The organism is Micromonospora sp. NPDC005367, from assembly GCF_040606825.1.
In the GTDB taxonomy this organism is placed as follows: Bacteria; Actinomycetota; Actinomycetes; order Mycobacteriales; family Micromonosporaceae; genus Micromonospora.
In genome coordinates this window covers 106649-123783 of record NZ_JBEXFP010000012.1, presented here as the reverse complement: position 1 = coordinate 123783, position 17135 = coordinate 106649, and the positions used below count along the sequence as shown (strand labels likewise).

The 17135-nt window shown below is 72.0% G+C and carries 18 protein-coding genes; 10 read left to right on the top strand and 8 right to left on the bottom strand.

The genetic code is table 11. The features are described 5' to 3' along the window. Positions 1-26: 26 nt before the first annotated feature. Positions 27-899: an alpha/beta hydrolase gene (locus tag ABZS42_RS11655; RefSeq protein WP_355144224.1), complete on the top strand. Its 873-nt coding sequence runs from the start codon at positions 27-29 to the stop codon at positions 897-899. Positions 900-1190: 291 nt separating this feature from the next. On the opposite strand, the gene ABZS42_RS11650 is transcribed toward ABZS42_RS11655, so the two are convergent. Together ABZS42_RS11650 and ABZS42_RS11645 are read right to left on the bottom strand one after the other, a co-directional pair. Continuing rightward, entirely contained in the window at positions 1191-2099 is a 909-nt protein-coding gene (locus ABZS42_RS11650; protein ID WP_355144222.1) for an LLM class flavin-dependent oxidoreductase, read from the bottom strand. After that, positions 2096-4396: an LLM class flavin-dependent oxidoreductase gene (locus ABZS42_RS11645; protein ID WP_355144220.1), complete on the bottom strand. Its 2301-nt coding sequence runs from the start codon at positions 4394-4396 to the stop codon at positions 2096-2098. The genes ABZS42_RS11650 and ABZS42_RS11645 overlap by 4 nt, the downstream gene beginning before the upstream one ends. Before the next feature lie 134 nt (positions 4397-4530). On the opposite strand from ABZS42_RS11645, the gene ABZS42_RS11640 reads away from it, so the two are divergent. From ABZS42_RS11640 to ABZS42_RS11630, 3 genes are read left to right on the top strand one after another with little or no spacing between them, the layout of a single operon-like run. Then, positions 4531-5010 (top strand): MarR family winged helix-turn-helix transcriptional regulator, encoded by a 480-nt coding sequence (locus ABZS42_RS11640; RefSeq protein WP_355144218.1) that lies wholly within the window; start codon positions 4531-4533, stop codon positions 5008-5010. Between the two features lie 41 nt (positions 5011-5051). Next, entirely contained in the window at positions 5052-5885 is an 834-nt protein-coding gene (locus ABZS42_RS11635; protein ID WP_355144216.1) for an MEDS domain-containing protein, read from the top strand. Continuing rightward, positions 5882-6835 (top strand): sensor histidine kinase, encoded by a 954-nt coding sequence (locus ABZS42_RS11630; protein ID WP_355144214.1) that lies wholly within the window; start codon positions 5882-5884, stop codon positions 6833-6835. The genes ABZS42_RS11635 and ABZS42_RS11630 overlap by 4 nt, the downstream gene beginning before the upstream one ends. Before the next feature lie 26 nt (positions 6836-6861). Here ABZS42_RS11630 and ABZS42_RS11625 read toward each other — a convergent pair whose 3' ends face one another. The 3 genes from ABZS42_RS11625 to ABZS42_RS11615 all read right to left on the bottom strand — a co-directional run bounded on the left by ABZS42_RS11625 (position 6862) and on the right by ABZS42_RS11615 (position 10069). Next, a complete protein-coding gene (locus ABZS42_RS11625; RefSeq protein WP_355144212.1) occupies positions 6862-7080 on the bottom strand; it encodes a hypothetical protein in 219 nt (72 codons plus the stop codon). A gap of 88 nt (positions 7081-7168) precedes the next feature. Continuing rightward, the gene (locus tag ABZS42_RS11620; RefSeq protein ID WP_355144210.1) at positions 7169-7627 is read right to left on the bottom strand and encodes a hypothetical protein; all 459 of its coding nucleotides are present in this window, start codon (positions 7625-7627) and stop codon (positions 7169-7171) included. A gap of 3 nt (positions 7628-7630) precedes the next feature. Next, the gene (locus tag ABZS42_RS11615) at positions 7631-10069 is read right to left on the bottom strand and encodes a nitrate reductase (protein ID WP_355144208.1); all 2439 of its coding nucleotides are present in this window, start codon (positions 10067-10069) and stop codon (positions 7631-7633) included. A gap of 139 nt (positions 10070-10208) precedes the next feature. On the opposite strand from ABZS42_RS11615, the gene ABZS42_RS11610 reads away from it, so the two are divergent. Continuing rightward, a complete protein-coding gene (locus ABZS42_RS11610; RefSeq protein ID WP_355144206.1) occupies positions 10209-10733 on the top strand; it encodes a YetF domain-containing protein in 525 nt (174 codons plus the stop codon). Positions 10734-10827: 94 nt separating this feature from the next. Beyond that, the gene (locus tag ABZS42_RS11605) at positions 10828-10986 is read left to right on the top strand and encodes a hypothetical protein (RefSeq protein WP_355144204.1); all 159 of its coding nucleotides are present in this window, start codon (positions 10828-10830) and stop codon (positions 10984-10986) included. Between the two features lie 54 nt (positions 10987-11040). Here ABZS42_RS11605 and ABZS42_RS11600 read toward each other — a convergent pair whose 3' ends face one another. Next, the gene (locus ABZS42_RS11600) at positions 11041-11448 is read right to left on the bottom strand and encodes a four-helix bundle copper-binding protein (RefSeq protein ID WP_355144202.1); all 408 of its coding nucleotides are present in this window, start codon (positions 11446-11448) and stop codon (positions 11041-11043) included. Positions 11449-11635: 187 nt separating this feature from the next. On the opposite strand from ABZS42_RS11600, the gene ABZS42_RS11595 reads away from it, so the two are divergent. Both ABZS42_RS11595 and ABZS42_RS11590 read left to right on the top strand, forming a co-directional pair. Continuing rightward, positions 11636-11995 carry a hypothetical protein gene (locus ABZS42_RS11595; protein WP_355144200.1) on the top strand — a complete coding sequence of 120 codons (360 nt, stop codon included), beginning with the start codon at positions 11636-11638 and terminating at the stop codon, positions 11993-11995. Continuing rightward, positions 11992-12420 (top strand): SAV_915 family protein, encoded by a 429-nt coding sequence (locus ABZS42_RS11590; protein WP_355144198.1) that lies wholly within the window; start codon positions 11992-11994, stop codon positions 12418-12420. Before ABZS42_RS11595 ends, ABZS42_RS11590 begins: the two co-directional genes overlap by 4 nt. A 6-nt stretch (positions 12421-12426) precedes the next feature. Here the strand turns inward: ABZS42_RS11590 and ABZS42_RS11585 are convergent, their stop codons facing one another. Next, positions 12427-13107, bottom strand: coding sequence for a response regulator (locus ABZS42_RS11585; protein WP_355144196.1), 681 nt, complete (start codon positions 13105-13107; stop codon positions 12427-12429). Between the two features lie 120 nt (positions 13108-13227). On the opposite strand from ABZS42_RS11585, the gene ABZS42_RS11580 reads away from it, so the two are divergent. Further along, complete coding sequence (locus ABZS42_RS11580) at positions 13228-14382, top strand: acyl-CoA dehydrogenase family protein (RefSeq protein ID WP_355144194.1); 1155 nt, start codon at positions 13228-13230, stop codon at positions 14380-14382. Then, the gene (locus ABZS42_RS11575; RefSeq protein ID WP_355144192.1) at positions 14372-15508 is read left to right on the top strand and encodes a CaiB/BaiF CoA-transferase family protein; all 1137 of its coding nucleotides are present in this window, start codon (positions 14372-14374) and stop codon (positions 15506-15508) included. Before ABZS42_RS11580 ends, ABZS42_RS11575 begins: the two co-directional genes overlap by 11 nt. A gap of 129 nt (positions 15509-15637) precedes the next feature. Here ABZS42_RS11575 and ABZS42_RS11570 read toward each other — a convergent pair whose 3' ends face one another. Then, the gene (locus ABZS42_RS11570) at positions 15638-17026 is read right to left on the bottom strand and encodes a cation:dicarboxylase symporter family transporter (RefSeq protein ID WP_355144190.1); all 1389 of its coding nucleotides are present in this window, start codon (positions 17024-17026) and stop codon (positions 15638-15640) included. Positions 17027-17135: the final 109 nt, after the last annotated feature.

Sequence of the window (17135 nt, the reverse complement as noted above, 5' to 3'; positions counted from 1 at the left end):
GAACTTCCGGCACCGAAAGGTTCTACGTGAAGATCAAGGGCTTCGACTACCAGCGCGTCAGCGTCGCCGACGGTGTGACGCTCCAGGCGGCCGTGGGCGGATCGGGCAGCCCGGTCGTCCTGCTGCACGGCTTCCCGCAGACCCACCTCATGTGGCGGCACGTTGCCGCCGACCTGGCCGCGGACCACACGGTGATCTGCCCCGACCTACGCGGCTACGGCGCCAGCGACAAGCCCGCCGACAGCGACGGCGAGCGGTACGCCAAGCGGACGATGGCCGCCGACGTCGTGGCGCTCGCCCGGGCACTGGGGCACGAGCGGTTCGCCCTGGCCGGCCACGACCGGGGTGCGCTGGTCGCCGTCCGGGCCGGTCTCGACCACCCGGACGCCGTCACCCACCTCGCCGCGCTCGACGTGCTGCCCACCCTCGACATGTGGGACGTCCTGCACGGCACCACCGCCGCTGTCGGCTTCCACCTGTATCTCATGGCCCAGCCGCCCGGGCTGCCCGAGCAGCTGATCAGCGGGAGCCCGGACGCCTTCTTCGGGCACTTCCTGGACATCTGGACGCGCGATCCGGAAGCGATCCCCGCCGAGGTGCGGGCCGCGTACCTGGCGGCGTCCCGGGCGGCGGTCACCTCGATCGTGGCCGACTACCGGGCGTCGGCCCGGGTGGATGTCACACACGATCGGACCGACCGGGCCGCCGGAAAGCAGCTGCGGATGCCGGTGACCGTCCTCCAGCAGGACTGGGGGGCGGCCCTCGGGTACGACGCCGCGCAGCTGTGGCGGGCGTGGGCGCCGGACCTGGCGCACCGCACCGTCTCCTGCGGCCACTTCATGGCGGAGGAGGCGCCGGCCGAAGTCGTCGAGGCGCTGCGCGCGCTGCTGGCCCGGTAACGGCGCCGGCCACCCTGCGGCTCACGGTCGGCTCGTGCGGGCTGGCCCGCGTCGACTCGACCGTCGCTGGTTACGTAACGTCACGCCGCAAGCTCTGGCCGGTACCCTCCTCCCAGTGTGATTGGTTGTTCTTGCGGCGGGGAAGGTAGAGCCAGCACCGGCACGCGTCGCCGGGGGCGGCGGGCGGGCCGTCACCGACGGGCCGGTCGCCGAGTCGCGGGAGGTGCTCGGTGCGCCCATCCGGTGGTGTCCCGGACCTCCGGGACACCACCGTCACGCCCGCCCGTTCGGTCAGCGCCCGGCGCGGGCCCGCTCCTCGGCGACCAGTTGCCGAGTGGCCGGGGCGACCTCGGCGGCGAAGAGCTCGATCGTGGCCGGGTCGTCGGCCATCAGGATGAAGGCGCTCACCCCGTACTCCAGGGTCAGGCCGGCGAGGTCCTCCGCCCACTGCTCCGGCGGACCGTTGAGCAGCGACCGACCGGTGGGCGCGAACTCGCCGGAGATGTTGAGCAGCCGCCGGATCCCCGTCGGCTCGCGGCCCGCGGCCGCGGCGGCCTCGTCGATCCGCTCGTTCATGGCGACCAGGTCGGCCGGCCCACCCTGGAAGTACGGCAGTGACGGCAGCCAGCCGTCGGCCACCCGCCCGACCAGGCGCAGCATCCGCGGCTTGTACGCGCCTATCCACACGTTCACGTCGTGCGCCGGCGCGGGTCCACGCTTGGCGCCGTTGACCCGGTAGTACTCGCCGTCGACGCGTACGCCGCCCGGCTTGTCGGCCGCCCAGACCTCACGGATGATCTGGATCGCCTCCTCCAGCGCGGTGATCGCCTGGCCGGGGCTCAGCCGCCGGCCGCCCATCGCCTCGATGGCGTCCCAGAACGCGCCCGCGCCGATGCCCAGCTCGAACCGTCCACCGCTGAGCAGGTCCAGGCTGGCGGCGCCGCGTGCGGTCACCACCGGCGGCCGCAGCGGCAGGTTGAGCACGTTGGCGCTGAGGTGCACGCGTTCGGTGCGCGCGGCCACGTAACTCAGCAGCGTCCAGGTGTCGTGGAACCGAGGCTGGTACGGGTGGTCCTGGAAAGTGACCAGGTCCAGCCCGGCGCGGTCGGCGACCACGGCCAGGTCGACGGCCTGCCGGACGGGTTGCACGGTGGGCGTGGCGAAGGTGCCGAACAGTAGGTCGTGCCCGTAGTCGGTCATGGCGTCGTCCTCGATGCGGTGTCGGGTGTGATGGCGAAGTTGTCGCGGAAGAGGCCGTCCGGGTCGTAGCGCTTCTTCAACGTGCGCAGCCGGGCCAGCGTGCGGGGCGGGAACGCCTCGGCGAGACGCTCCGGCCGCTGATCGGTCTCGAAGCTGAGGTACGTGCCGCGCAGGTGCTCGGCGAGCAGGCCGTCCCAGAGCGCGTCGAGCCGGGCCCGGTCCCACCCGAACGCGGTCACGTGGAAGTTGACGTTCCGGTGGCTCCACGCCATCGCGTCCGGATCGACGTCGGTGACCGCGCCGCCGATCGAGCGGATGTGGAAGAAGTAGACGACGCCGCCGGCCAGCAGGCGGGCCGCGGCAGCCGCGAACTCGGGGGTCAGGTGCTCGATCAGGCCGGTGCGGGAGATCGGTTCTCCCTGGGCCTGGTGCGGTGCGTCGCTCGCGTTGGCCATCACCGAGGCGTACGAGGTGATGACGACCTGCTGGTCGTAGCCGGGCGCGACGTCGGCGACCGGCTGAAGCTGCGCCACGATCGTCGCGGGGTCGTCGGAGTCGACCATCGCCATCACCTGCGCCACGGCCGGTTGGCCCATCCGGCGCGGCCCCATGATTATCGCGCTGGTCAGGTCGCGCGGCGCGGCCTCCACCGCGGCGCCCCAGCGGGTCAGGAGCCCGACAGGGTCACCGGCGTCCAATGCGAACTGGGCCCAGCCGACCGGCCCGACCTCGTCCACCTCGAACTCGAAGGCGGTCACCACCCCGAAGTTGGCGCCGGCGCCGCGTACCGCCCAGAAGAGGTCGGCGTTCTCCGTACCGCTGGCCCGCACGACACGGCCGTCGGCGAGCACCAGCTCGACCGCGCGCAGGTGGTCGATGGTGAGCCCGTGCTTACGCGCCATCCAGCCGACGCCACCGGCGGTGGCCAGTCCGCCCACGCCCACTCCGCCGTAGTCGCCGGAGGTGAGCGCCCAGCCGTACGGGGCCAGCGTGGCGGCGACGTCCATCCAACGTGCCCCCGCGCCGATCCGGACCAGACGGGCATCCTCGTCGAGCACCTCGATGCCATTGATCCCACCGACGTCGATGACGATGCCGCCGTCGTTGGTCGACCGCCCGCTGATGCCGTGCCCGCCACTGCGGACACCGAGCGGCAGGTGCCGGTGCGCCCGGGCGAAGGTGAGCGCGTCGGCCACCTCGGCCGTGCTGCGCGGGCGCAGGACGAGACCGGGCGCGCCGCCGCGCAGGTAGTTCGACTTCACCCTGGCGTACTCGATGTCGCCCGGCTCCACGGCGTGGTCGGTCAGGGAGGCGGGCACCTCGTCGTACGCGATGCCCGGACGCCGCTTGGCGCGGACCGCGCCGCCGCGCTGAGCGGTGCGGGGTAGCGGGGCGGGCAGTGCCCGGTCGGCCGCCTCCCGCAGGGCCGGTGCCACCTCCCGCGCGAACAGCTCCATGGTCGTCACGTCGTCGGTCATCAGGACGATCGTCCCGACGCCGTTCTCGACCACCAGTGGCAGCAGGTCCTCGACCCAGCCGGCGGCCGGCCCGTGCAGGAAACCCTGCCGGGTGGCGGAGAAGCGTCCGGAGACGTTCAGCAGCCGGCGGATCTCGGCCGGGTCGCGCCCCGCCTCCCGGGCCGCCTCGTCGATGATCTTGTTGCTGGTCCGGACGGTGTCCGGTTCGGCCGGATCGAACGTGGCGAGCCACCCGTCGGCCTGCGCGCCGACCAGCCGCAGCAAGCGGGGGTCGGTTCCGCCGAGCCAGATCGGGATGTGGTGGGCCGGCAGCGGGCCGCGCGGCGCGCCGTCGATGCGGTGGTGCTCGCCGTCGTAGTGGACCGGGTCCGGATCGCCGGCGTCCAGCACGGCCCGGACGACGTCGATCGACTCGCCGAGCGCGTCGAGGGCCGCACGCGGGTCGAGCCGGGCGCCGCTGGGGGCCGCGGCGGCCGCCAGACCGTCGGGGTCGCGGTCGCCGGTGCCGAGGGCGAGTTCCAGCCGGCCGCCGGAGAGCAGGTCGAGGCTGGCGGCGGAGCGGGCGATCATGGCCGGGGATCGCAGCGGGACGGTGCGCACGTTCGCGGCGAGGCGGATCCGGTCGGTCCGCCCGGCGACCCAGGCGAGCAGCGTCCACGTGTCCAGGTGGGCCGGTTGGTCGGGATCGTCGGCGAAGGTGACCAGGTCGTAGCCGAGCGCCTCGCTGCGGCGGGCGAGCGTCACCGGGGTATCGGGCGACGCGTTCCCCGGCGTGATGAGCGTGCCGAACTCGAGGCGGTGACCGTAGTTACCTGACACGATTATCTCCCAAAGGTTGATGCGTCAACCAGACTACGACGTGGGTCGCCGGTCCGCGTGTGATCCCGGTCATCTCCGGGCGGCCCGGCTCCACGCTCGGTCCGGGCCGCCCGAACGCGAATTACGCTGGTCGGATGGGCGGATCCGGCAAGCGGCTCGACGGGCGCGAATACCAGGTCTGGCGTGCCTTCCACCGGATGCACGACCAGCTCTCGCTCGCTCTGAACCAGCACCTCCAGCGGGACGCGGGCATCTCCGAGCCCGACTTCCAGGTGCTCGCCGCGCTGGCCGAGGCACCAGGGCAGGCGCTGCGATCCCGCGAGCTCCGCGAGGATCTCCAGTGGGAGAAGAGCCGGCTCGCCCACCAGATCCGCCGGATGGAACAGCGCGGCCTGGTCGTCCGGGACGAATGCCTGGAGGACGGCCGGGCGGCCACGGTCCGGATCACCGACGCCGGCCTGACCAGCGTCCGCACCGCCGCGCAGGCGCACGCGGCCATGGTGCGTGAACTGTTCTTCGACGCGCTCACCCCGGCCCAGCTCGACGCCTTCGACGAGGCCGGCACGGCGGTGATCGAGCGGCTGCGTCAACGCTGCCCTGCCGAGGCGCCGTGACCGGGCAAGTGGGCCTAAACTGCCGGCATGAGGCGCCGAACGTGACCAGCGAGATGACGCCTTCGCCGCCGCACGGGCACGTCTGCTGGGTCTACGACGACCCCGCCGCACTCGACCGAGCAGCCCACAGGTTCCTCACCGCCGGGCTCGCCGCCGGCGAACGGCTCTGGTACGTCGCCACCGGACGGGCCGAGCCGGTCGTCGCGAGGCTCTCCGCCACACCGGCGCTCCGCGACGCGCTGGCCCGCGGATCGCTCGAGGTGGTGTCGCTGGGCGACACCTACCGCACCGGCGCCGTCGTGGACGGCCCGGCCCAGGTGCGGGCGTACGCGGCGGCCACCGAGGACGCCCTCGCCGCCGGTCACCGCGGATTGCGGGTGGTCGCCGAGGTCACGCCGCTGGTCCGCACCCCGGCCCAGCTCGACGCGTTCACCCGTTACGAGCACCTGATCGACCGGTACATGCGCGCCCGGCCCTTCCGCGCGATGTGCGCGTACGACCGTCGGGAGATCGACGGCCGCGCCGCGGCCGAGCTCGCCTGCCTGCACCCGGAGACGAACGCCGCCCCGATCCCGTTCCAGCTGTACGCCCACGACGCGAGCGGCCACCGGGTCGAGCTGGCCGGCGAGCTGGACGAGACCACCGAGGACCTCTTCGGCACCGCCCTGGAGCGGGCCGACCTGCGGCCGGTCGACGGTCGGCTGGTGCTGGAGGCGTCCCGGCTGCGCTTCCTCGACCACCGGGCGCTACTGCGGCTGCGCGAGTACGCCCGCCGGCGTGACGCCGCCGTGGTGTTGCGCTCCCCCCGCCCTGCCGCGGCACGCCTCGCCGCAATGCTCGACCTGCCCGGCCTCACGGTGGAGCTGGCCCGATGAGAACGGGCGCCGCCGCCGGCCACCACGGCTACTACCACGAGGCGGTCCGCTACGACTCCGACGAGGCACTGCTCGCCGTCGCGGTGCCGTTCCTGCTCGACGGGGTCGCGGCGGGCGAACCGACGTTCGTCGCGCTCGGCGAGCGCACCGGAGGGCTGGTCCGGGCGGCCCTGCCCGCCGGGTCGGGCGTCGAGTTCATCACCGGCGGCAGCGTCTACGCCCGGCCCACCGCCGCGATCCGCTCCTACCGGCAGCTGCTGGCCGACCAGGTGGCCGCCGGGGCGGGCCAGATCCGGATCATCGGCGAGCTGCCGCAGATCGCGTTCGGTGCGACCTGGGACTGGTGGGCCCGGTACGAGTCGGCGATCAACCACGCGTACGACGACTTCCCACTCTGGAGCATGTGCGCGTACGACAACCGGATCACCCCGCCGCACGTGCTCGACGAGGTGGCCCGCACCCACCCCCGGTTCGCGACCCTCGGCGGCGGGCACCTGCCCAGTCCCACGTACACCGAGCCGACGGTCTACCTGCGCGAGGACTGCCCCGCGCCGGCCGACCCGCTGCAGGCCACTACGCCGCTGATCGACCTGACCGACCCCACGGCGGCGCAGGCCCGCGCAGCCGTGCAGGCGGCCGACCGTCGCGTGCTGCCGCCGGACGACGTGGACGACCTGATCGTCGCGGTGAGTGAGACCGTCACCAACGCACTGCGACACGGCCGCTCGCCGGTCCGGCTACGTCTCTGGGCCGGTCCGGACCGGATCGTGGCGACCGTCAGCGATGGCGGAGACGGCCCGAAGGACCCGTTCGCCGGGCTGCTCCCGGCCGGCAACGGCGCGACCGGCGGCCTCGGGCTGTGGATCACCTACCAGTCCTGCAACCACGTGAGCCTGCACCGCGGCCCGGCCGGATTCACGCTCCGGCTCACCGCAGGCAACCCGCACTGACGCAGCGTGACCGAGTCGTCGCCCGATCAGTGGGGCAGCTCGCGCCAGGCCGGATGGTTGCCGCGCCACGCGTTGGCCAGGATGGTGGCCGCGGCCCGGCTGGGGCATTCCTGCACCCGGGAACGGCCGGTTTCTCCACCGATCTGAGCCTGGACCTCCCAGCGCTGCCCATCGGTGCGGATGTACACGTCCCGGCGCCCGCGCACGGTCCGGTCACCGTTCCACCAGTGCTGCTCGACAATCACACCGCTGACGCTATAGCAACACGCCCGCCGGTGTTAAGCCGCGGCCGGGGGGCCGTCGTCGCCCGGCGTGACGGAGCGACGGTGCGGATCAGTCGGCCACCACGAGCGCCTGTGGGGCGGCCTGCTTCATCCGGCTACGAAGCCACTTGAGCTGCATGGCGGTCCCGCCCTCGCAGCGCCGGACGACCGCGAGCAGGTCCCGGTCCCGGGCGCCGTACGCGGCCTGCCCCACCACCGTCCAGCAGATGTCGCACTCGGCGGCCATCAGGTAGAGATCCTGCAGGTCGCGTAGCAGCCCGATCCCGCCGGTACGGGCACCCCCGAAGAGGTTCGAGTGCAGCCGGTCCGGCTCGGCGGGCGCCTCCTCGGCGTACCGGGCGGCGAACGGCTGCAGCAGCTCGGCGTACTCGTCGCAGCGCTCCGCCTGCTGATGGCAGAGGTGGTAGACATCCGGCTCGTCCCGGTGGGCGGCACCGACCTGCCGGAGCGCGTCCGCGAGGTTGACCTGGGCCCGGTGCAGCAGGCCGAGATAGTGCGCGAGGTGCATGGCTCACTCCCCTCCCGTGCGGCTGGTCGCCTCGGCCGCCGGCCCACCCACCGTCGCCGGAACGCCGGCCACGGCGGGTGCGCTGCCGCCCACGGTCGGCGCCGGCGCCGGTACGCCCCCGCCGTCGGCGAGCCGGGTCACGGCTACCGCGGCGACCTTGAAGAGCGGCTGTTTGGAGACCGGATCCCAGGCGGTGATGGTCAGCTCGTTGGCGGCCCGCGGCGTACGGTCGGCCGGGTCCTGGTCGAACCAGCCGTAGTGGAACGGCAGGAAGACCACACCGGGGCGGATGCCGCTGAGCCGCGCCCGGGCCTGCACGGCGCCGCGGGGCGAGGCGATTCCGACCAGGTCACCCTCGGAGATACCGAGACGTCCGGCGTCGGCCGGGTTGAGTTCCACCCAGACATCCGGTGCGGCTGAGTTCAACTGCGGCGCGCGACCGGTCTTCGTACGGGTGTGGAACTGGTAGACGGTGCGGCCGGTGGTGAGCAGCATCGGGTGCTCCTCGTCGGGCACCTCCGGCGACGGGCGGTACTCGACCGCGTGCAGGAATGCCCGTCCGCCCGGCTGCTTCGCCCGGTACTCGTCGGGGAGGAACTCCGCGCCGGTGTCCAGGTCCTGGCCGTAGGTCTCGCACACCTCCGGGTCGGTGGGGAAGACGGCGTCGACGTAGAGCCGTTCCGTGCCGTCCGGGTTGGCGTCGTTGCACGGCCACTGGATGCCGCTGCCGCCGCGCAGCCGGTCGTAGCTGAGACCTGTGTAGTCGCACGGCCGGCCGCGCGAGCACTCCTGCCACGCCGCGAACGCCTCCTCCGGCGTCGTCCACTTGACGAGCGGCCGGCCGTCGCGGTCACGGAAGTCCATCCGCCGCGCATAGTCCAGGAAGATGTCCAGGTCGGGGCGGGCCTCGCCGGGCGGGTCGACCGCCTTCTCGCTGAGGTGCACCGTGCGGTCCACATTGGTGAAGGTGCCGGTCTTCTCACCCCAGGTGGCGGCGGGCAGCACGACGTCGGCGAGCTCCGCCGTCTCGGTCATGAAGAGGTCTTGCACCACCACGAACAACTCCGGCCGTCGCAGGATGCGCCGGATGCGGGACAGGTCGGGCAGGGAGACGGCCGGGTTGGTGGCGCTGATCCAGAGCAGCTTGATGGAGCCCTGTTCGGCGTACCGGAAGATCTGCATGGCGTGGGTCGGCGGCGCCCAGTGCGGGATGACCGCGGGCTCGACGTTCCACAACCGGGCCAGCTCGGCGATGTGCTCGGGGTTGTCCCAGTTGCGCAGGCCGGGCAGGTCGCCGTCCGCGCCGGTCTCCCGGGTGTTCTGCGCGGTCGGTTGGCCGTTCATCTGGTAGATGCCGGCGCCCGGACGGCCGATCATGCCCCGGATCAGATGCAGGTTGTTGACCTGGCAGGAGGCCGCGGTGGCCTGGTTGGACTGGTAGAAGCCCTGGAGCACGGTGGAGAGCAGGCGCTGCGAACCGCCGAGGAGTTCGGCGGCACGGCGCACGTCGGCGGCGGGTATGTCGCAGATGTCCGCCACCCGCTCCGGCGGGTAGCCGTCGACCGTGCGGCACAGCTCGTCGAAGCCCAGGGTGTGCGCGGCCACGTACGCCTCGTCGTACCAGCCGTTGCGGATGACCTCCCGCAGCAGGCCGTTCAGCAGCGCCATGTTGGTGCCGTTGCGGATCGGGAGATGCAGGTCCGCCTCGCGGGTCACGGCGGTGGAACGCGGGTCGACGGCGAGCAGCGCCGGCGGGTTGGGGCCGCGGCGACGATCCAGCATCCGCATCCAGAGCACGGTCTGGGTCTCCGCGACGTTGTGGCCCCAGATCGCTATCGCGTCGCAGTGGTCCACGTCCGTGTACGAGCCGGGCTGCCCGTCCGCGCCGAACGTCGCCTTCAGCGCCGCCGCCGAGGTCGCCGTGCAGAGCCGGGTGTTGCCGTCCATGTGCGGCGTGCCGAGGCCCGCCTTCCCGATGACACCCAGCGTGTAGTACTCCTCGAGGAAGAGCTGCCCGGATGTGTAGAAGCCGAAGTGGCCCCACCCGCCGGGCCCGTCGAGCAGCTCCTTCGACCGGGCGACGATCCGCCCCATGGCGGTGTCCCAGTCGGTCTCCACCAGGCGGCCGCCCTCGCGGACGAGCGGACGGGTCAGCCGGTCGGGACTGTTGTTGGCCTGCCAGCCGTAGAGGTCCTTCGGATCGACCCGCCCCCGGTTGACCCGGTCCACCGCCCGGCCGCGCACGCCGACGATCCGGCCGTCACGCACCGCGATGTCGAGTGCGTCGCCGTTGGAGTGGAGTATCGACGCAGACTGGACCCACCGGTCCACCTCTTCCGCGCGTAGGTCACCGTCGAGGAAGGTGTCCACCCGTACCGGCCATTCCTGTCCCGAACCGTACGGGGTACGGGGACCCCACGGGTCGGCGATCCGGTCCACCACGACTCGCTCCCTTCGCGTCCGCTGCTCCGATCCTCACACCTGCCCGGTTCGAAACAGCCGAAACGGCAATCCGGCGCCGATTCCGCCGACGCCGGACCATGCTGAGGAATGGCACCGTGGCGGCCGGGTAGGCGTACCCGTGACCGACTGGGCCCGGCTGTTCGTTCCGAGCACGCCACTGCTGGAGACGGTCATCCGTGGCAGCGTGATGTACCTGGTGCTGTTCGGGCTGCTCCGGGTCATCCTCAAGCGGGAGAGCGGCACCACCGGCGTCACCGACCTGCTGGTCATCGTGCTGCTCGCCGACGCGGCGCAGAACGGAATGTCGGGCAACTACACCTCCATCACCGACGGCGTGCTGCTGGTCTCGGTGATCATCGGCTGGTCGTACCTGCTGGACGCCGTGGCCTACAGCTGGCCGGCGGCGGCCCGGGTGATCCGGCCCAGCTCCCTGATCCTGGTACGGAACGGGCAGATCCTGCACCGGAACATGCGCCGGGAACTGATCAGCGACGAGGAGCTTCACCAACTGCTGCGCGAGCAGGGTGTCGACGACATCTCCAAGGTACGGGAGGCTCGGATCGAGTCCGACGGGCAGATCAGCGTCACCACCGACCACAGGATCGACCAGCGGAACCGGCGGCGCAGACGACAGGCGCCCTGATCACGGGCCGGTTTGTGCTCCCCGACGCCGGGAAATCGTGCGGTTGCCCGGCGCGAGGCCGAGCCTCGCGCCCGTCGCACGGATGGAGGCTGAGATGACCGGCCGAGAGCAACTGCACGAGATGCGTCAGCAGGCTCACAAGATGGGCATCGAGGGCAACTCCAAGATGACGGAGAGCCAGCTGAAGGACGCCATGAAGATGGCCGACAAGGGCATGAAGCCGCAGGAAGCGAAGCAGAAGGCCAAGGGCTGACACGTCATCCCGCCGGCCGCCCGGGTGTCCCCCTGGGCGGCCGGCGGTCGTACGTCAGCTGATCTCGGCCAGGAGGTCCCGGCAGGCACGTTCGCACTCCCGGCAGACCTCGGCGCAGATCCGGCAGTGCTCGTGCATCGCGGCGTGCCGGGCACACTCGTCGCCACAGGCTCGGCAGGCCGTCACGCACGCCTCCAACAGGCTCCGCGTCACATTCGCGTCGTAGCCGGTGTGTCGGGACAGCACCCGTCCGGTGGTGGTGCAGACGTCCGCGCAGTCCAGGTCGGTCCGCGCGCACTTGGCCAGTTCGGCCACCGAATCGTCGCTCAGGCAGGCGTCCGCGCAGGCCGTACACGCCTGGGCGCACGAGTTGATCGTGTCGATCACCGCGGCGAGCTTCGCGCGGTCCAGGTTGATCGACTTCGGGTACGCCTCAAGCATCTGCCTCGTCACGCTGACCATGGCCGAACTCCTCCGGGTCGCCGGACCTGCCTCCGATCCGCCGTACCCCCGCCTGCGGCGTCCATACCCGCACCGGACCGCCCCGCCTCACGAGGCCGTGAACGCCGCGTCAAGAAACGCCCCGTCCACCGTCAAATCGGCGTATGGACAGGGCTACGCCCGACGCACGGCGCGTCACGATGGCGACATGACCTCACGATGGTCGACGCGACACGATCGCGAGCCGGTGGACGTCCTGCCGGCCGACGAGCCCGAGCGGCGACACGAGGCGCTGGTCGGCGTGCGGCTGACCGCCGCCACCCCCGGTAGCCACCTTCTGGAGTACCTGCGTACCGAGCCGTGCGCGGTGGCCGCCTGGTGGATCGCGGCGGACCTCGACGCCGTCGTACGACTCTCCGCCGACAGCCTCAGCAAGCTGCACCGCGCCGTGGCGGACCTGCGCCGGCGCGGTGGCGCCGAGATCGTCGTCACCCTCAGCATCCTGCGCGCGCTCGATCTCTCCGAGGCCACCGCGGCGGCGCCCGTCCCGCTGCCGGTGTCGGCATGAGCCGCCCCGCCCCCACCGGGGGCGTCGTCGTCGGCGTCGAGCTACCGGATACCTACGTCGTCCCGGTACGCACCACGCCGGGACGACAGGCGCTCGCCGTACGGAGCGGCCGGCTACAACAGGGGCAGCGGGTCGGTCTCGCATTCACCGACCCGGAACGGCTCGCCCGCGCGATGGGCACGGACCAGCCGTCGATCCGACTCTGCGAATCGGCCCTGCGGTCCATGCTGAGGCCGCTCGGCATCGACCGCATCCAGGTCGACCCGCTGCTGGTGGCGCCCCCGGTACGCCCGGACGCCGCCGTCGCGCACCAGCCCACCGCCCTGCTGGCCCGGGGCTCGCGGGAACGACGCGATCGACCCGGGTTCGGTCATCTTCGGGGTGTCCGTCGGGATGGACACCCCGACGAGCTGACCTGGCCCTGAGCGCGGTCAGGGGCGGTAGCGGTAGCCCATGCCGGGCTCGGTGATCAGGTGCCGGGGCCGGGCCGGGTCGTCCTCCAGCTTGCGGCGCAGCTGCGCCAGGTACTGCCGCAGATAGTTGCTCTCGTTCCCGTACTGCGGCCCCCACACCTCGTGCAGCAGCTGCCGCTGGCTGACCAGCTTGCCGGGGTGCCGCAGCAGCTTCTCCAGCACCGACCACTGGATCGGGGTCAGCTTGATCTCCGTGCCGTCGTCGCGGGTGACCGTTCGGTCGGCGAGGTCGACGGTGTTGCGTCCCACCCGCAGGGTGGCGCCCGTCTCGGTGGCGGGGCTGAGCCGCCGGGTCACCGCCCTGATGCGTGCCAGCAGTTCCTCGACCCCGAACGGCTTGGTGATGTAGTCGTCGGCGCCCGCGTCCAGCGCCCCCACCTTGTCCTCGCTGCCGGCCCGGCCGGAGAGCACGATGATCGGCACACTCGTCCAGCCGCGCAGCCCACGGATCACCTCGACCCCGTCCATGTCCGGGAGGCCGAGGTCGAGGACGACCAGGTCGGGCGGGTGGCCGGCGGCGACCTTGAGCGCGCCGGCGCCGGTGTCGGCCACGTCGACGTCGTACCGGCGGGCGCGCAGGTTGATCCGCAGGGCGCGGAGGATCTGCGGCTCGTCGTCCACGACCAGGATCCGGGTCATTCCTGTGGTCCCTCTGCCATGCCCTGTCGGGGTGGCCGGGCGCGGGGCGTCGACGACGGCGGCCCGCGGGGCTGATCGACGCTTGTTGACACGTTGCCGAACGGGCACGAGGGTGGGGCCATGTCGACGCCCCACCCCTCGCCGTGGCGTAAGCCGGAGCACGACGACCTGGCCGACCTGGCCCGCGCCTTCTTCACCCGGGAGGTGCTGCCGCACACCGAACGGCTGCTCGCGCAGGGGCACCCGGACCGGGTGCACTACCGGCGCGCGGGCGAGCTGGGCCTGCTCGGCCTCTCCGTTCCCGGGCAGTACGGCGGCGGGGGCGGCGACTTCACCCACGAGGCGGTGCTGCTCCAGGAGCAGACGTACGCCGGTGAGGCCAGCCTCGGCCTCGCCGTACACAGCGGAATAGTCACCGGATACGTGGTGGCGTACGGCAGCGAGGAGCAGAAGCGGCGCTGGCTGCCCGGCCTGTGCAGCGGCGAGCTGGTCGGGGCGATCGCGATGACCGAGCCCGACGGCGGCTCGGACCTGCAGGCGCTGCGCACCCGGGCAGTACGCGACGGCGACGACTACCTCGTCACCGGGGCGAAGACGTTCATCAGCAACGGCGGGCTCGCCGACCTGGTCATCGTGGCCACCAAGACCGACCCTGAGCAGCGCGCCGCCGGTGTCTCACTGCTGGTCTGCGAGGTCGGCGGCGATCCGGAGGGCTTCCGCCGGGGCCGGCTGCTCTCCAAGATCGGGCTGAAGGCGAACGACACCGCCGAACTGTTCTTCGACGGGCTGCGCGTACCGGCGGCCAACCTGCTCGGTGACGCCGAGGGGCTCGGCTTCGTCCAGCTCATGCAGCAGCTGCCGCAGGAACGGCTGGTGATCGGGGTGGGCGCGGTCGCCGCCATGGAGCGGGCCGTCGAGCTGACCGTGGCGTACGCCAAGGAGCGGACCGCGTTCGGCAAGCCGCTGCTCGGGCATCAGAACACCCGGATGGTGCTCGCCGAGTGCGCGACCCGGACGCGGGCGAGCCGGGTGTTCCTCGACGACTGCATCAGCCGGCATGCGCAGGGCGAACTGGACGTGGCGACCGCAGCCATGGCGAAGTACTGGCTCACCGACGGGCAGTGCGAGGTCGTCGACCGGTGCCTGCAACTCTTCGGCGGCTACGGCTACACCACCGAGTACCCGATCGCCCGCATGTACGCCGACGCCCGCGCTCAGCGGATCTACGGCGGCACCAACGAGATCATGAAGGAGCTGATCGCCCGTGCCCTCTGAGGGCGGGCCGGTTGGACGCGGCGGGCCGCTGACCGGGGTGCGGGTGGTCGAACTCGCCAGCCTCGCGCCGGCTCCGTTCGGCTGCATGGTCCTCGCCGACCTGGGTGCCGACGTGGTCCGGGTCGACCGGCCGGGCGGTCCCGCCTCGGGGCGGCTGGCCGGGCCGTCGAACGGGCCGTTGCAGCGTGGTCGGCGGGCCACCGTGCTGGACCTGAAGTCACCCGACGGGGTGGCGGCCCTGCTGCGTCTCCTGGAACGGGCCGACGTGCTGGTCGAGGCGTACCGGCCGGGGGTGGCGGAGCGGCTGGGCTTCGGCCCGGAGACCTGCCTCGCCCGTAACCCCCGGCTGGTGTACGCGCGGATGACCGGCTGGGGACAGGACGGGCCGCTGGCACCCCGGGCGGGTCACGACATCGACTACATAGCGGTGTCCGGCGCGCTGGAGCCGCTGGGCCGCGCCGGTGAACGCCCGTACGCGCCCACGAACCTGATCGGCGACTTCGCGGGCGGCGGGATGCTGCTCGCCGTCGGGGTGCTGGCCGCACTGCTGGAGCGGGAGCGCTCGGGTGCCGGGCAGGTGGTGGACGCCGCGATGGTCGACGGATCGGCGTTGCTCACGGCGTTCCTGCACGGAATGCTCAACACCGGCGGCTGGTCCGCGCCACGCGGACAGAACCTGCTCGACGGTGGGGCGCCGTTCTACGACACGTACCGCACCGCCGATGGCGGTTTCATGGCCGTCGGCGCGCTGGAGCCGGCGTTCTACGCCGCCTTGCTCACCGGCCTGGGTCTGGCCGAGGACCCTGACCTGCCGGCCCAGTACGACCCGGCCGGCTGGGACGTGCTTCGCCGCCGGTTCGCCGAGCGGTTCGCCAGCCGTACCCGGGACGAGTGGGCGGACGTCTTCGCCGGTCTGGATGCGTGCGTGGCCCCGGTGCTCGCCCCCAGCGAGGCGCACCGGCACCCGCACAACGCCGCCCGGCGGACCTTCGTCGAGGTGGACGGGGAGATCCAACCGGCACCGGCGCCCCGCTTCGACCGCACCCCGGCGCCACCCTCGATCCCCGCCCCCCGGCACGCACTCCCCGTACAGACCGTCCTGGACGCCTGGCCACCCCGCCCCTGACCCCGCCACGGCCCGCACCTCGGTCCCGCCCTGCTCTAAGATCCACACAACTTCGTGGAAACAGTGGCCACCCAGCCTCGGGATAGCCACTATTTCCACGCAGTTGTGCCCGTCGCAAACGCGCGTGCGTCAGCGGTTGCCCGCTCCGGCCTTGACCTCCTCGGCCGCATCCTGGGCGACGGCGGTGTCCGTGCCGTCGTGGTCCTCGTCGAGCATGGTGGCCTCGTCGAACGGCCGCTCACCGGAGAGCACCGCCTGCGCCTGTTCCCGGTCGAACTCGCCGGTCCACCGACCGATGAGCACGGTGGCCACCGCGTTGCCCGCGAAGTTGGTCAGGGCCCGCGCCTCGGACATGAACCGGTCGATGCCCACGATCAGGCCGACGCCGTCCACCAGGTCCGGCCGGTGCGACTGGAGACCGCCGGCGAGGGTGGCGAGGCCGGCGCCGGTGATGCCGGCGGCGCCCTTGGACGCGATGACCATGAAGACCAGCAGCGAGATCTGCTCGCCCACGGAGAGCGGGTCGCCCATCGCGGAGGCGATGAAGAGCGACGCCATGGTCAGGTAGATGGCCGTGCCGTCCAGGTTGAACGAGTACCCGGTCGGCACCGTGATGCCGACGACCGGCTTGCTGACCCCGAAGTGCTCCATCTTGGCGATGAGCCGCGGAAGCGCCGACTCCGACGACGAGGTCGAGACGATCAGCAGGAACTCCCGGCCGAGGTACCGCAGCAACGAGAAGATCGAGACCCGGGCCACGAGCCAGAGCATGGCCCCGAGTACCACCAGTACGAAGATCAGGCATGTGGCGTAGAAGCCGAGCATGATCTGCGCGAGGCTCTTCAACGCGTCCACGCCCGTCGCGCCGACCACCGCGGCCATCGCGCCGAACGCGCCGATCGGGGCCAGCCACATGATCATGGTGAGGACCTTGAACACGAGGCGCTGAGCGATACCGACGGCCCGCAGCACCGGCTCACCCTTGCGGCCCATGCCCTGCACCGCGAAGCCGACCAGCAGCGCCACCAGGAGCGTCTGGAGCACCTCGCCACCGGTGAGCGCGGAGAGCAGCGAGGTCGGGATGATGCCGAGCAGGAAGTCGACGGTGCCCGTACTCTCGGCGCCGGCGGCCTTCTGGCCCGCCTCGGCCAGTTCGCTGCTGAGCTGGAGCCCGGAGCCGGGGTGGACGATGTTGCCGACGACGAGACCGATGGCCAGCGCGACGGTCGACATGACCAGGAAGTAGCCCAGCGCCAGTCCGCCGACCTTGCCGACCTTGGCGGCCTGCCGTACGGAGCCGACACCGAGCACGATCGTGCAGAAGATGACCGGGCTGATCATCATCTTGATCAGCGCTACGAAGCCGGTGCCGAGCGGTTTGAGCTCCTGCGCCGCGTCCGGCGCGACGAAGCCGACGAGGATGCCCGCCAGGACGGCGACGATCACCGCGAGGTACAGGAAATGTGTGCGGTCGCGCCTGGTTCGCGCGACCTGTGTGCTGGTGGTGGGGGTCTGCATGGCTGAGACTGTGGCCCAGGTCTCAACCGGAATCAGCCTTGCGTTCATTCTGTTCACCGGCCCGAGTCGGTACCGACCTGAACCGTCGACCCGACCGGCACGTGCACCG

Excerpts from the sequence above, each read along its gene's own strand:
- ABZS42_RS11650 (WP_355144222.1), bottom strand. The coding sequence starts at position 2,099 with ATGACCGACTACGGGCACGACCTACTGTTCGGCACCTTCGCCACGCCC.
- ABZS42_RS11640 (WP_355144218.1), top strand. The coding sequence starts at position 4,531 with ATGGGCGGATCCGGCAAGCGGCTCGACGGGCGCGAATACCAGGTCTGG.
- ABZS42_RS11630 (WP_355144214.1), top strand. The coding sequence starts at position 5,882 with ATGAGAACGGGCGCCGCCGCCGGCCACCACGGCTACTACCACGAGGCG.
- ABZS42_RS11620 (WP_355144210.1), bottom strand. The coding sequence starts at position 7,627 with ATGCACCTCGCGCACTATCTCGGCCTGCTGCACCGGGCCCAGGTCAAC.
- ABZS42_RS11605 (WP_355144204.1), top strand. The coding sequence starts at position 10,828 with ATGACCGGCCGAGAGCAACTGCACGAGATGCGTCAGCAGGCTCACAAG.
- ABZS42_RS11600 (WP_355144202.1), bottom strand. The coding sequence starts at position 11,448 with ATGGTCAGCGTGACGAGGCAGATGCTTGAGGCGTACCCGAAGTCGATC.
- ABZS42_RS11595 (WP_355144200.1), top strand. The coding sequence starts at position 11,636 with ATGACCTCACGATGGTCGACGCGACACGATCGCGAGCCGGTGGACGTC.
- ABZS42_RS11590 (WP_355144198.1), top strand. The coding sequence starts at position 11,992 with ATGAGCCGCCCCGCCCCCACCGGGGGCGTCGTCGTCGGCGTCGAGCTA.
- ABZS42_RS11585 (WP_355144196.1), bottom strand. The coding sequence starts at position 13,107 with ATGACCCGGATCCTGGTCGTGGACGACGAGCCGCAGATCCTCCGCGCC.
- ABZS42_RS11580 (WP_355144194.1), top strand. The coding sequence starts at position 13,228 with ATGTCGACGCCCCACCCCTCGCCGTGGCGTAAGCCGGAGCACGACGAC.
- ABZS42_RS11570 (WP_355144190.1), bottom strand. The coding sequence starts at position 17,026 with ATGCAGACCCCCACCACCAGCACACAGGTCGCGCGAACCAGGCGCGAC.